This window comes from Sorangium sp. So ce381 (assembly GCF_051473845.1).
Taxonomy (GTDB): Bacteria; Myxococcota_A; Polyangia; order Polyangiales; family Polyangiaceae; genus Sorangium; species Sorangium atrum.
Genome location: NZ_CP150336.1, coordinates 5,633,162 through 5,647,593, shown reverse-complemented (window position 1 = coordinate 5,647,593; position 14,432 = coordinate 5,633,162). Strand labels below are relative to the sequence as shown.

Genomic DNA, 14,432 nt, shown 5'->3' with positions numbered 1-14,432 from the left:
CCCATGACGCGCGAATCGATTCACTCCATCCTCGAAGACCTCCCGAAGTCGAACATGACCACTCGGCTGCTGGGGGCGCTCGACTACATCGTGCCGGGCGAGTGGAAGAACGTCACGAGCTTCGAGGAGATGATCAAGCTCGTCACCGGCGAGGAGGATCAGGGCCTCATCCAGCAGGTCGGCGAGCGTGCGATCGCCCTCTATGCGGAGTCGGAGCAGGGCTACCAGCGCGCGGTCCGGATCTTCCGGCTGGTCGACGACACGAGCGGCCTCGCCGGCGTGGCGACGATCGCGCGCAAGATCGGCGACGCGTCCGATTTTCTCTCCTTCCTGTCGAAGATCACGCCCAAGGCCGACACCACCCAGGCCATCGATGCGGGCGTGAAGCTCGTCGCCGAGCTCGCGGCGTTCTGCTCGATCAACGGGCTGCCGGGCGACAGCATCGGCGACTTCGCCGCCTCGCTCGCCAGCTACGAGAAGGACGACGCGATGCGCCTCGCCGCCTGGATCGTGTGCGACGGCATGATCCCGCTCGGCCCCGACTTCCTCGCTCGGGTCGTGGACACCGTTTCGAGCGCGACGGACGAGCAGCTCGGCCAGCAAAGCCGCTTTGCGCGCCTGCTGGGATACCTGCCAGGCGGGAGCGTGGATGCCAAGCGCGAGATCATGAAAGAGAGCCTCGGCGCGTCGCAAACGGCGATCGCCGGCTTCATTGCGAAGAAGGGCATCGAGCGGCAGGGCGTGCTCGAGCGGATCAGCGGGCACCTCGGCGCGGCGGGCGGCAAGCTCGATGGCCTCGCGGCCGCGGTCGATCTCGCCACCAACTACTTCGAGCACACCGGCATCCAGTCGGTGGCCCGCCGGGTGATCGCGAGGGCCTACGGGGAGATCTGAAGATCGGCGCCGGTACCCTGCTTCCGCAGGCCGGCGCCGGTGCCTTGCTCCTGGCGTGGAGGGGGTGAGCCGCCGCTTCAGCGGCTCAGGACCGTGACGTCGATCCGGCGGTTCTGCGCGCGTCCCCCGGCGGTGTCGTTCGGCGCCACCGGTTGATCGGCGCCCATCCCGGCCACCTCGATGCGATCGGGAGCGATCTGCCGTGCGGCGAGCTCGTCGCGCACCGCCTGGGCTCGCGCCAGAGAGAGCGATTGGTTCCCCTCGGCGCCGCCCACGGAGTCGGTGTGCCCTTCGATGCGCACCCGCGCGGAGGGATAGGCGTCGAGGATGGTGGCCAGCGCGTCGAGCTTCGGTCGCGACGCTTCGGTCAGCTCCGTGGTCCCGAACCGGAAGTTGATGCCTTCCATCGAGAAGCGCTTGGGGCCATCCGCGGCTCCGGCGTCGAGGTACCGCGCGATCTCCGCCTCGGAGCCGTGCTCGTCGACGGAGAGGACCTTGCCGCCCGGGAGCGTCATCTCTCCGGCCGTGATCTTGAGCTGCTCGACGATCTCCGGCGCGCTGGGCGGCGCCTCGCTGGGCGCGGCGGCCGTGGGCGCTTCGGCGCGCGGCGGCTCGGCCTGCGGCGGCGGCGCGACGGGCCGAGCGAGGTCCTCCCTCGGAGCCGCCGCGATCGGGGCTTCGTGCGTGGGCTCGGCGGCGGCGCGGTCCAGCCTTCGTTCGCGGACGAACGCCCAGAGGCCTCCGAGCACCGCCGCTGCCAGCAAGGTCGGGAGCAGCCATTCTCGCGTCTGCGTGCTGCGGAGGAGCCCTTCACGTGAGGAAAGCGGGGTCGAAGAGGCCGCCATTCGGGACGGGACTGACGACACCGCATCGCGCGGCCGTTCGCGCGCCGCCGCGACGAAAGGAGCGCTCGCCGCGATCGAGGGAGCGAGGAAGCCAGGGAGGCCCGCCGGGGCGCGTGGATCGTCCTTGAAGGCTTGCTTCTGATGGGAGAGCAGATCGGCGAGCCCCCGCGCGGTCAGCCCTCTCGACCTGACCTCGCGGCCGAGCACGCACGCGACGATGGGAGCGACCAGGCCCAGCATCGCCGTCGAGCACCGCTGCTCCGCGCCGGAGGAGCGGGAGATGAGCTCGATCATCCCGCTCGCGCGCTCTCCGAACAGGCGGGCGATCATCGACTGCCCATGATGCGAGAGCTCCTCGGCCTGCTCGGCGCGGAGGGGCCCTGCTCTCCCGAGGAGGCCTTCGTAGTCCCGCTCCGTGATCATCCTGAACAGCTGCGCTGCGCCGCCCTCCGAAGAGGCGACCTGAGCCATTCCGGCGAGCAGCGTCGGCACCGAGCTCTCCGCGGCGGCGCGCACGCTCGTCGGCGATTCATCGCTCAGGCCCAGCCCCTTCGTTGCGGCCGAGATGAGCTCGGGCGTCAAGAAGCCCCTGGTGGTGTCCAGCAACGACATGGTTCCGATCCCTCCGGGAAAGTGGTCATCGGCGCGGGCGAGGCAGCGTCATCGCGGACGCGACCCTGACCGCATGAGCGTCGATCCCGTGTCTGTCTTCGTCTGTCTTCGTCTGTCTTCGTCTGTCTTCCGTCGAGTCTGCGCGATGCGAGCGACGTGCCGGCACGACCGCGCATCGCGGGCTGTGCCGCGGCTGCACACGGTCTGCTCCTGCCGCGCGCGTCCCCACGCTCATGCTCGCCGAGGCGAGCCGGCGGCGATGGCGCGCGGAGCTCAGCGCTGTGCGAGCGCGGCTGTGCGGGCCTCGGCCGTCAGCGCGGCGAAGGCGTCCGTGCGCGTATAAACGTGGTTGCCGGCCGCGGTGCACCCCGCGCCTCGCGAGGTGACGCCCACCACGTCGCCGCGGTCGGCGTCGATCACCGGGCCTCCCGAGTCGCCGGCGCATGTCGCCCCCTCGATCTCGAACTCGCGGGGACCGAGGACCTTGCCGGTCGCCGGATCGGCGCGGGGCCCGACGGCGGCGACGAGGCGCGGACCGCGCGCGGCGCGGACGCCGAGCCGGTTGGACGCTCCGCCGCCGTACCCGACGGCGATCACGCTGTCGCCTGGATCGATCGCCCCGACCTCGCGCATCCGCAGGGGCGCCACGTCGGTGAGGGGCCGATCGAGCACGAGATAGGCGATGTCCGCGTCGCAGAGGACGCGTTCTTTCCCGTGCAGCGTGGCCACGGCGCGCGCCCGCGCGGCGTCGCGGGAGACATCGATATGGTCCCCGGTGTAAATGGCGATCTCGGAAGGATCGATGTCTGCGCCGACGTGATCGCCGTTGTGCGACTTGCCCGAGCGATCGCAGCGAGGGGCCGCGGTCAGGTTGCGCGAGATGCAGTGACGCGCCGTCAAGACGAGGTTCGGCTCGACGAGCGCGCCGCTGCACAGGCTCACGCGTCGCTCGCCGCCCAGAGGACCCGGATGGGACACGGCCACGGCGACGACGCCGCGCGCGGCGCCGTCGATGAGGGACCCAGGCGCGCCTTCTGCGAGCGGCGGAACCTCCGTGATTGGCGCGACCGCCGCCACCGGAGGAGGCGATGCTCCGGCCGGGATGACGGCGACGACGATGCGGGGGACGAGGGCCGCGACAAGGCAGCCAAGGCATCCCGCGAGGCGCGGGACGAGAGACGGGGACACCATTGATGAGGTCATCGACAAAGAGCATGTGAGGAGCGGCCGTGCAAGCCGACTCCTGGACCTTTTCTCCAGCATCAGAAGCGGAGGTGCCTCCGATAGGTTGGTGTTTCTACCGAGGGGAATCGGAGATGGAAAGCAGGTCAGCCAGGTGAGGGGCGCCCGGCTGGAGTCGCGCTCTCTGGACTCTCGCGCTCGTCGACCAGCCCCGTCCCTCCAGCGCGCGCGGCGCCGGCGCTGCTCGACGCGCCGAGGGCGAGGTGTCGCTCGATCAGGAAGATCAAGCACGACGACGCGAGAGTGAACGCGATCGCCAGCGCGGCCACGGCGCCCATGCCGTCGAGGCGCTGATCGGGGAGCTCGTGCAGCATCCGGGCCGCGAGGAACGCGGCGAGCGCCGACGAAAGGTGATCCACGGCCGACTGGATGGATCCGAAGCGCGCCCGTTCGGAGGGGAGCGGCACCTTCGAGGCGAGCGTGCCGTGGGAGATGTTGCGGATCGCCGTTCCCGTCATGAAGGCGACGAAGACGACGAGCACGGGCAGCCCCGGCACGTACGCGTGGAACCCGGCATAGAGGACGGCCACGAGCGTCGTTGCCCCGACCAGGCTCGTGCGGAACGCGCCGATGCGATCGATCAGCGCGCCCGCCGTGCGCATCACGACGAAGGTGAGCGCGCCGCCCACGAGGTAGAGCAGGCCGAGCTGCTCGCGCGGATAGCCGAGGTTGTGCTGCACGTAGGCCGAGATGTTCGGGATGACGAGGAACGACGCCATCGTCATGACCGCCGTCGTCGCGTACGAGAGCAGGACGAGCGGACGGCCGACGAGCGCGCGGAGCTCGCGCAGGGCGTCCTCCTCGGCGCGCGCCCGCGCCCCGGCGAGGTGGCCGCGCATCGAGGGGAGGAGCAGCCGCGCGAGCCCCGCGACGGCGAGCCCGAGCGCCGCGACGGCGAAGAACGGCGCCTGGAAGCCGCCGCGCCGCGCGAGCTCGAGGCCGGCCGGCACCCCGAGCACCGCGGCCAGGGAGTAGGCGCCCATCACGACGCCCATCGCCTTGCCGCGCCGCTCCGGCGGGATCGCGTCCGCGACGATGGAGAACGCGATCGAGGTCGCGGGCCCCCCGAAGGCGCCGGCGAGCACGCGCGCGGCGAGGAGGCTCGGCAGGCCGGTGGCGAGGCCGCCCGCGGCCGTGCCGAGGACGAGGCCGAGCATCGCGACGGCGAGCGCGCTGCGCCGGTCGAAGCGGTCCAGGAAGAACGCGCCGGCGACCCCCGAGACCGCCGCCGCCGCTGTGTAGCTGCCGCCGATCAGGCCGATGTCGGACATCGGGATGCCGAGCGCGACAGCGAAGTCCGGCCCGAGCGGCATGACGACCATGAAGTCGAGCAGGTTGACGAACTGGACCGCGGCGATGAGGAACAGGAGGGTCCGTTCGGAGGGAGCGTTCTGCACGACGGTGGGCTCAGCTCTGGGCCTTCGGGCCCGCGCCGCGCTCGATGACGCCGCGGCTCGCCAGCTCGAGCAGCGCGTCGTGCGCCGCGTCGATCGTGTGATCGATCTGCGCCTCGGTGTGCGCGCCGCAGAGGAAGTTGACGTCGCGCCGCAGCAGGACGCCGCGCCTCGCCATCGCGCCGACGAACGGCTCCATGCGCTTCGTGTGGACCGCCAGATCCTCGGCCATGAGGAAGAAGGGGATCGCGTCGTACCCCACGACGCGCAGCGGGAAGCCGCCCTGCTCTGCGCGCCGGTTGATGCCCTCGCGCAGCCGCTTCCCGAGCGCGGCGACCTTCGAGATGTAGTCGGTCTCGCGGTACGCGCGCAGCGCCGCCCTGCAGACCTCCAGCGAGAGCATCTCGCCGCCGAACGTCGTCGACACCTGGAGCTCCGAGAGCCGGCTCATCACCTGGCGCGGCCCGGCGATCGCCGACAGCGGCATGCCCGCGGCGATGCCCTTGGAGAGGCACACGAAATCAGCCTCGATCTGGTAGAACTGCTGCGCGCCGCCGAGCGCGAGCCGGAAGCCGGTGACCACCTCGTCGAGGACGAACAGCACGCCGTGGGCGCGGCACGCCTCGCGCACCTTGCGCAGGTACTCCGCCGAGACGCACCGCTTGTAGGGCAGCGAGAGCAGCACGAGCGCGAGCTCCGAGCCCTTGCTCGCGATGAGATCGAGCAGCGGCTGCTCGTCGGCCTCGGCCATGAGCGGCATGCGGTGTGTGTACTCGCGCAGCACCGCCGGGACGCCGGGGGTGTCGAACATGAAGTGATCGTGCCAGCCGTTGTAGCCGACGGTGACGACCTTCTGCTTGCCCGTCACGTGGCGGGCGAGCCGGACGGCCGCGGACGTCGCGTCCGCGCCGGTCTTGAAGAAGCGCGCCATCTCGGCGCCCGGGGTCAGCGCGACGAGGTCCTGCGTGGCGGTGACCTCGACCTCCGTCGGCAGCGAGTGAAGGATGCCCCTGTCGAGCCGCCGCCGGATGGCGTCGACGACCGCAGGGTGGTTGTGCCCAAGCGTGTTCGCCCCGAGGCCGCAGATGTAGTCGATGTACTGGTTGCCATCGACGTCGCGCACCAGCGCGCCCTCGCCGCCCTCGAGGTACACGGGGAACGAGCCGAGCGCGAACATCTCCGGCCGCTTCATGAGCGACTGCGTGACGCCGGGGATGAGCTTTCGCGCCTCGGCGAGCAGCGCGTTCGAGCGGTCGAGGCGGAGCCCCTCCGCGGCGCCTTGCGGCGCGCCGCCTCCCTGCTTCCTGTCCCGTGTGTCGATCGTCTGTGTGGTCATCGTTGTCGTTCTCTCAGGCTGGAGGTTGTCGTCCGTGAGCCGGTGTCATGAGCGTCGCGGCGCCCGCCGCGCCGCGCTGGAAGGGGGCGGCAGGAGGCCTTCCTCGACGCAGCGATCGAGGTAGCGGTAGAAGAGCGCGCGATCGATCGGCGGGCACGCGATGCCGGTGCCGGCGAGGCCGCGCTCCAGGGTGTCGCAGCGCACGCGCCCGATGCCGAAGGTCGCCTCTCCGTCGGCCGGGGCCGACTGCAGATCGAAGAACGCGAGCGTCGCGCTGTCCGCGGCGTCGGCGCCGTCCTTCAGCCGCGCGCGCCACGCCGCGACCGGGCGCCGCTCGACCGGATAGCCGTAGTCGCGCGCCCAGTCGAAGAGCTCCGTCAGCCGGACCTCGGGCGCAGGGGCGACGTTGACCACGGCGCCCGTGGGCTGCGCGGTGAGCGTGGTGAGCGAGAGCCGCACGATCGCGCGCGCCACGTAGTCGACGGGCGTCCACACCTCCCTCACGTCGAGATCGGGCAGGACGCCGGCCGGGATGCCGGCCCGCAGCAGCCGGAAGACCAGATCCTGCTCGTTGACGACGCCCGTGCCGGGCGCGCCGACGACGCGGCCCAGGCGGTACACGGCGACCGGCAGCCCGCGCTCTCCGGCCTGCTGCACGAGGCGCTCGGCCGCCCACTTGCTCTGCTGGTAGCCGTCGCGCAGGCCGGGGTGCGGCGGCACGAACGCCTCCGCGACCTCGGGGCTCGCCGCGATGCCCGGGGCCACGGCGAGCGTCGACACGTGGTGCAGCGGCTTCGGGCGCGCCGCCGCGGCCAGGCGGAGCGCCTCGCGCGTGCCGATCACGTTGGCGGCGCGCAGGCTGCGGTAGTCGCGCACGAGGCTGACCACCGCGGCGTTGTGGTAGATGGCGTCGCACGCCGCGGCGAGCTGGCCGAACCGCGCTGCGCTCAGGCCGAGCCGGGGCTGCGTCAGGTCGGCGGGCACGGCCAGCACCCGCGCGTCGATGCCGTCGACCGGCAGGCGCTGCTTCGAGAGCGCCTGCCGGATCCGCTCCGCTGCGCGCGCCTCGCTCTCGGCGCGCACAAGGCAGACCACGGTCGCGTCGGTCTGCGTCAGGAGCTCATGGAGCAGGTGCGCGCCGACGAAGCCGCTCGCGCCCGTGAGCACGACCTGCCGCGGGCGACCGCGGCCGCCGGACCACGCGAGCGATCGGGGGACGACGTCCTCGGGGAGCTCGGCGTCGGCCAGCATGGCGCCGGGGGGCCCGCCGCTCGTCTGCGCCGCCGCCGCCGCCGCGCCCTGCGCCTCGTCGAGAGCGCGCGCGAGCGCCGCGACGGTCGGGTGGCGGAAGACCATCGCGACGGGGATCTCCCGCCCGAGATCGACGCTGAGCCGGTTGGCGACCTGGATCGTCTGCAGCGACTGGCCGCCGCGCTCGAAGAAATCGTCGTGCGCCGACAGGCCGCTCACGCCGAGCACCTGCTCCCAGATCTGCAGCACCTGCCGCTCGAGGGCCGTCGCGGCGGCAGGCGGCTCCGCCGTCGCGGCGATCGGCGCCTCCCGCAGCGCCTTGCGATCGATCTTGCCGGAGCTCGTCCTCGGCAGCCGATCGGTGAGCACGAAGGCCGAGGGGACGGCGGCCGCGGGGAGCAGCGAGCGCGCGTGCCTGCGGAGCTCGGCCGGCGAAGGGGCTGGGTCCCCGGCGACGAGGAACGCGGACAGGCGCTTGCCGCCGCCGGCCGAGGCGTGCCCGATGACGGCCGCCTCCCGCACGGAAGGGTGGCGCAGGAGCGCGGCCTCGATCTCGATCGGATCGACGCGATGGCCGCTGATCTTGAGCTCGTCGTCGACGCGCCCGACGAAGACCATCTGCCCGTCGGCCCGCTGGAGGACCAGGTCGCCGGTGCGGTACGCGCGCGGGCTGCCCTCGAGCTGGTCGAGCACGACGAAGCGCGCGGCGTCGAGGTCCGGCCGCCCGAGGTACCCCCTCGCCAGGCCGGGCCCGATGAGGTGGAGCTCGCCCACGGCGCCCTGCGCGACCAGCCGGCCGTGCGCGTGTGTGTCGACGATGGCCGCGCGGACGCCGGGCAGCGGCGTACCGATCGGCGCCTCGTGCTCATCGTCCGGCGCATCGCCGCCGCTCAGCGTGGCGGCCGAGGCGACGACCGTCGCCTCGGTGGGGCCGTAGGTGTTGAGCAGCCGCGCGCGCCGACCGACGGCGCTGCGGAAGCGCTCGACGCGCTCGGGCAGCGCCGCCTCGCCGCCGATGATGACGGTGCGGATGCTCGCGGGGAGCGACGCCGCGCCGGTGGAGAGTCCGTAGGCGAGCTCGTGCCAGAACGCCGTCGGCAGATCCAGGAAGGTGATCCGGTGCCGTTCGCAGGCGTCGAGCAGCCGCGGCACGGACTGCAGCATCTCGTCCGTGCGCAGCACCAGGGCGGCGCCCGCGCACAGGGTCAGGAAGATCTCCTCGACGCTGGCGTCGAAGTGCAGCGGCGCGAACTGCAGCACCCGGTCGTCGCGGCGCAGATCGTAGCGGTGGGTCGCGGCCGCCACGAAGTGGGCCAGCGCGCCGCGCTCGATCATGACGCCGTTCGGGCGGCCGGTGGAGCCGGACGTGTAGATCACGTACGCCAGGTGCTCCGCCGCGCCCTGGACCGGCGCCCGCGCCGGCGCTGGCGCGCCGTGGATCGCTTCGTCCAGGAGCACGAGGTGCACCGCGCGATCGCTCCCCACCTTCGCGGCGTGCTGCGACGTCGTGACGACGATCGCCGGCCTGGCGTCGTCGAGGATCGCGGTGGTCCTGGGCTGCGGCCCGTCCGGATCGAGGGGGAGGTAGCCTGCGCCGGCGTAGAGCGCGCCGAGGATCGCGGTGATGGCGCCGACGCTGCGCGGCAGGAGCACCGCGACCAGCGTGTCGGGCCCGGCGCCGAGCGCGGCGAGCCGGGCGGCGAGCTGCCGGGCGGCCATGTCGAGCTCGCCGTAGGTCACGCGCTCGAGGTCGTGGTGGACGGCGGTCGCGTCCGGCTGCTCGCGCGCGCGCAGGGCGATCTGCTCGACGACGGGGCGCGCCGGCGCGGGCAGCGGGCCCCCGTCGAGCAGCGCGCCGGGCCGCCCGGCCGCGGCCGCCTGCGCGCCCGGCGCGCGCGCCGCGGCCCGGGGGAGGTCGATCTCGGCGCGGTCGAGGGCCTGCTCGGGGGCGGCGGCGACCGCCTCCAGGAACGCGAGGAACCGGCGCTGGTGCGCCGAGAGGTCCTCGTCGCCGTAGCAGGCCGGGTTGGCGTCGAGGTCGAGCCGCGGCCCGCGCCCGTCCGACCTCGCGTAGATGCCGAACGACAGATCCTCGACCGGGCCTGCGGCGATGTTGTGCGCGATGCCGCGATGCCCCGCGAAGCGCAGGTCGTAATCGAACGGCATGATGTTGATCACCGGGCCGAACAGCCGGCGGCTGCCGCCGATCAGCTTGAGATCCCGGCGGAGCTGCTCGTAGCGATACCGCAGGTGGGGCCGGATGGCCGCGAGCTCGGCCGCGACCTGCCGGGTGACCGCGGACAAGCTCGCGCCCTCCGGGATCGGCACCCGGAGCGGGACGATGTTCATGACCATGCTCGGGATGCGCAGCGAGACCGAGCCGAGGCGCCCCATCACGGGCAGCCCCAGGACGATCTCGGGCGCGCCGGTGAGCCGGTGCACGTACGCCGCGGTCGCGGCGACCACGACGTCCGGCCACGTCGCCTTGGCCTGGCGCGCTACCTCCTTCAGCCTGTCGACGGTGGACGGCGCGAGCGAGGCCGTCCGGCGCAGGCAGGCGCGCGACGCAGGCGCCGGCTCGTCGCCGAGGCTCACGGGCTCGGGCCGGTCGGCGAAGCGCCGCGTCCAGAACGCGCGATCGCGCTCCAGATCGCGGGAGGCGCGGTAGGCCAGATCCTCGTCGACGACCCGGCGCAGCGAGCCGAAGGCGCCGCTCTCGCTCGATCGGCCCTCGGCGCGCGCGGTGTAGATCTCGGCCACCCGCCGCGCGGTCAGCGAGAAGCCGTAGCCGTCCAGCGCGATGTGGTGCGCGCGCTGGTACCAGAAGAGCCTGTCGGGCCCCGCCGTGAACAGCGCCTCCGTGAAGAGGGGCCCGCGCGCGAGATCCACCGGCCTCGCGAGATCCTCGCGCATCCACGCCTCGGCCGCGGCGAACGCGTCCGGCGCCGCGCTGACGTCGACGCGGTGGACAGGGAAGTCAGGGGACAGGTCGAGTCGCTGGCGCGGTCCATCCGCCTCGCTCGTGAAGCGCACGTGCAGCGTCTCTGCCTCGGAGACGGCCTGGCGTATCGCGGCCTCGAGGGTGGCGAGATCGATGGGCCCGCAGATCTCGACGCACTCGCCCGCGTTGTACACAGGGCTCGCCGGGTCGAGCTGCTGGCCTAGCCAGATACCGTGTTGCGCGGCCGACAGCGGCCAGCGCGCGTCCTGAGGAGCGACCATGACGACAACCCTCCTGGTTCAACCGGCGCTCGACGGGACAGCCGCCACAGGCACGCTCGCGGCAGGCGATCCGCGCCCCGCGACGGCGGTGCAAAGACGGCCGTGACGCCCGAGCCAGCCCCGTTGGAGCGAAAGCGGCGCCCGCCGGCGCAGCAGGGCCCGAGCCCCGAGAGCACGCAGGGCAGGGGCGCCGGACATCGTCTCGACGGCGGACACAGCTCGACGACCCCGCGATGGGCGCAGCCACCTCGGCATCGACGATTGAGTGAAAATGAAAACTACTTTCAAGTTCGTTTATGGTGAGGTAGGGTAGGCATTGTCAAGTGAATTCGCTGAGACCCCAGCCGCGGGCCACCGTCCAGTGGGGGGGGCCGCCCGCGCCATCGAGGCACGGCGCCGGCGACCCGAGCGAGCGCGCCGATCGCGCACATCGCCTCCGTTTTGGCCGCGATCTCGCGCTGCTCGGACCTGCGGACCATCGCGGCCCTCCGCGGACGTCGCGGACGCTGCCCGACCGCTTTCGCTTGACAACGTCGTTGGTAGCATGGCAGGTTTCATGTTGAAATTGAAAGTGACTTTCAATATTGAAAATGGGGTTCCACGATGGACAACCTGATGTCGAAGGCGACGGCTCCGCTCGACAGCCGGTGTGATCACTGCGGCGTTGCTGGACATGCCGAGCCCAACGCCGTGCGCTGCGGGTGCGGCAGCCTGCTCGCCCGGTATGTGCCCGGCGGCGTCGAGCTGAAGTGCCGGCGGTGCAAGCGCGTCGTCGTCGTCCCGGTCCCGGCGGCGGAGGACGTGAGCGGTTGAATCCCCGAGAGCCCTGACATGACAGCTCGCGGCGGCGACCCCTGGCCAGCGCGGTTCGCGCCGTCCGAAGAGGCCTGAGGCGCCGGCGAGCGAGACGCCACGACAACCAGCTTGCGCAGAGCCGGCCAGAGCGCCGCATCGTCACGCTCCGGTGAGCATGCCCGGTGATCTCATGATTCGATTACGCCTTTTGCGTTGCGCCGCGCTGGCCGGGACTCTGGTCCTCGCCCCCTGCGGTGCCCTGTTGGCCTTCGCAGCGGACGCGCGGGCGAGCGACGAGGCCCCTGCCGACGAGGGCGTCGAGGGAGCGGCTCCCCAGGCCGAGACAGCGCCGGCGGCGCGCGCCCCGGGCGATGGCGCCGCGCCCGCGGTGCGCCCGCCCGAGCTCACGGGCGCCGTCGAGGCGGCGTATCCGCAGGCGGCGCGCGAGGCGGGGTTGGAGGGGAGCGTCGTGCTGCGGCTGACGATCGACGCGGAAGGGCGCGTCACGAGCGCAGAGGTCGCCGAGCCCGCGGGCCACGGGTTCGACGAGGCCGCGCGGGAAGCCGCGCTGCGCTTCCGCTTCACGCCGGCCCGGCGGGGCGACCGGAGCGTCGCGTCGCGCATCCTCTACCGCCACGACTTCCGGCTGCCTGCGCCGCCCCCCGCGGCCGGCCCCGGTGCGGGGATGCCGGCCGGGCGGGGGGGCCCCGCGGCCGCGCCGGTCGCGGGCGCCGCCGGGGCCGCGCCGGCTGCAAGCGCCGCCGGGGCCGCGCCGGCCACGGGCGCCGCCGGGCCAGCTCTGCCCGCGATCGAGGTGAGCGTGCGGGGGGCCTCCGAGGCCGAGCGGCTCCGGACCTCAGCGCAGGCGGTCCAGGTGATCGAGACCGTCGAGGCCAGGCGGCAGGCCGCGGATCTCGGCGAGGTGCTGTCGCGCGCCGAGGGCGTGAGCGTGCGCCGCCTCGGCGGGCTCGGCTCCGACGCGCGCTTCTCGCTGAACGGCCTCACCGACGACCGGATCCGCTTCTTCCTCGACGGCGTGCCGCTCGATCTCGCCGGGCACTCCTTCGGGGTCGCCAACGTGCCTGTCAACCTCGTCGAGCGCGCCGAGATCTACCGCGGCGTCGTCCCGCTGCGCTTCGGCTCGGACGCGCTCGGCGGCGCGGTGAACCTGGTGACCGATCAGGACACGCGCGGCACGGGCGCTGCGGCGTCCTACCAGGTCGGCTCCTTCGGAACGTACCGGCTGACCCTCGGCGCGCGCCACGCGCACGCGCCGAGCGGCCTCTTCGCCCGCGCGAGCGGGTTCGTCGATCGCGCGCGGAACGACACCCCGGTCGATGTCATGGCGTTCGACGAGAGCGGGCGCCCGTCGCCCGCGCGCGCCCGGCGGTTCCACGATGGCTACGTCGCGGCCGGCGGCGCGGCCGAGGTGGGGGTCATCCGGCGGCCGTGGGCTGACCGCCTGCTCGTTCGCGCCTTCTTCACCTCGCACGACAAGGAGCTGCAGCACGGCCCGCTCGTCACCATGCTCGACGGAAGGGTCACGTCGCCGCCCTTCGGAGAGGCGACCTTCGGCAGGCAGACCGGCGGCGCGCTGCTGCGGTATGCGCAGCCGTTCTTCGGGAGGGCGCGGCTCGACGCCCTCGCGGGGTACTCGTACGCGCGCACGACCTTCCTCGACACGGCCACGTGCACCTACGACTGGTCCGACCGCTGCAAGCCGCGCCCGTATCGGGGGGAGGTCGGGGACGACGCGAACGACCAGCAAGTCCGTCAGCACACCGCCTTCGCCCGCGTCAACGCGGCGTGGCACCCCGCGACAGATCACCTCCTGCGCTTCGGGCTCTCTCCGACCCACGTGACGCGCACCGGGAGGAACCTTATCGTGGCCGAGCGCGAGAAGGACCCGCTGACCGCGGAGCGGGACCTGTGGAGCGGGGTGGCAGGCGTCGAGTACGAGGCGAGGCCGCTCGAGGGCCGGCTCGCGAACATCGCCTTCGCCAAGCTCTACCTGCAGTCGGTCCGCACCCGGGAACACCTGCCGAGCGGCCGGATCGGCGACGTCGATCGGGCGACCCACCGCGTGGGGGCAGGGGACAGCCTGCGCTTCCGCTTCACCGACGCCATCTACGCCAAGGCCTCGTACGAGGTCGCCACCCGCCTGCCGACGCCGGAGGAGCTGTTCGGCGACGGAGGGCTCGTCGTCTCGAACGTCCACCTGGAGCCGGAGGCGAGCCACAACGTCAACCTCGGCGTGACCCTGGAGCGCGCGGAGACCCCCGTGGGACAGCTCCGGCTCAACGTCAACGGCTTCGGTCGCTTCACCGAGGATCTGATCACGCTGCAAAGGTTCCTCGGCTACTCGGCGTACGGCAACACGCTGTCGGCGCGCTCGGTCGGCTTCGAGTCGACGGCCGGGTGGACCTCTCCGGGTGACTGGCTGTCGGTCGACGGTCACGTCACATGGCAGGACTTCCGGGACGGCTCGACCGACGTTCGCATCCAGAACCTCCCGTACCTGTTCGGCGGCGTCGCCGCGCGCGCGCAGTGGCCGGAGATCGCGGCGCGGCGCGATGTCCTGTCGCTGACCTGGATCACGGATTACGTACACGCGTTCTTCGTCGGCCCGGAAGGCCGCGGCGCGGCCCGCTCCAAGGCGGAGATCCCGTCGCAGCTCCTGCACACGCTCGCGCTCACGTACCTGGTCGAGCGCGGCGGATGGACGGTGAGCTCGACCGTCGAGGTGCAGAACCTCACCGACGAGAAGGCCTTCAGCTTCCACGGCATCCAGCGCCCCGGGCGAGCGGCGTACGCCAAGCTCGCCTTGAGCCTGTGAGCCGA

8 protein-coding genes are annotated in these 14,432 nt (G+C 72.7%); 3 read left to right on the top strand and 5 right to left on the bottom strand.

All coding sequences use genetic code 11. The annotated features are described in order from the left end of the window. Positions 1-3 precede the first annotated feature (3 nt). Entirely contained in the window at positions 4-894 is an 891-nt protein-coding gene (locus WMF29_RS21240) for a hypothetical protein (protein WP_437330576.1), read from the top strand. Between the two features lie 77 nt (positions 895-971). Here WMF29_RS21240 and WMF29_RS21235 read toward each other — a convergent pair whose 3' ends face one another. The 5 genes from WMF29_RS21235 to mxcG form a co-directional block, all read right to left on the bottom strand. After that, complete coding sequence (locus WMF29_RS21235; RefSeq protein ID WP_437330575.1) at positions 972-2,351, bottom strand: OmpA family protein; 1,380 nt, start codon at positions 2,349-2,351, stop codon at positions 972-974. 273 nt (positions 2,352-2,624) lie between these two features. Then, positions 2,625-3,542, bottom strand: coding sequence for a trypsin-like serine protease (locus WMF29_RS21230; protein WP_437330574.1), 918 nt, complete (start codon positions 3,540-3,542; stop codon positions 2,625-2,627). Positions 3,543-3,679: 137 nt separating this feature from the next. Beyond that, the gene (locus WMF29_RS21225) at positions 3,680-4,990 is read right to left on the bottom strand and encodes an MFS transporter (protein ID WP_437330573.1); all 1,311 of its coding nucleotides are present in this window, start codon (positions 4,988-4,990) and stop codon (positions 3,680-3,682) included. Positions 4,991-5,000: 10 nt separating this feature from the next. After that, positions 5,001-6,323 (bottom strand): aminotransferase class III-fold pyridoxal phosphate-dependent enzyme, encoded by a 1,323-nt coding sequence (locus WMF29_RS21220; protein WP_437330572.1) that lies wholly within the window; start codon positions 6,321-6,323, stop codon positions 5,001-5,003. A gap of 45 nt (positions 6,324-6,368) precedes the next feature. Further along, positions 6,369-10,796 (bottom strand): myxochelin non-ribosomal peptide synthetase MxcG, encoded by a 4,428-nt coding sequence (gene mxcG, locus WMF29_RS21215; protein ID WP_437330571.1) that lies wholly within the window; start codon positions 10,794-10,796, stop codon positions 6,369-6,371. Between the two features lie 603 nt (positions 10,797-11,399). On the opposite strand from mxcG, the gene WMF29_RS21210 reads away from it, so the two are divergent. After that, positions 11,400-11,609 carry a hypothetical protein gene (locus WMF29_RS21210; RefSeq protein ID WP_272099725.1) on the top strand — a complete coding sequence of 70 codons (210 nt, stop codon included), beginning with the start codon at positions 11,400-11,402 and terminating at the stop codon, positions 11,607-11,609. 244 nt (positions 11,610-11,853) lie between these two features. Next, positions 11,854-14,427 (top strand): TonB-dependent siderophore myxochelin receptor MxcH, encoded by a 2,574-nt coding sequence (gene mxcH / locus WMF29_RS21205; protein WP_437330570.1) that lies wholly within the window; start codon positions 11,854-11,856, stop codon positions 14,425-14,427. Positions 14,428-14,432 lie beyond the last annotated feature (5 nt).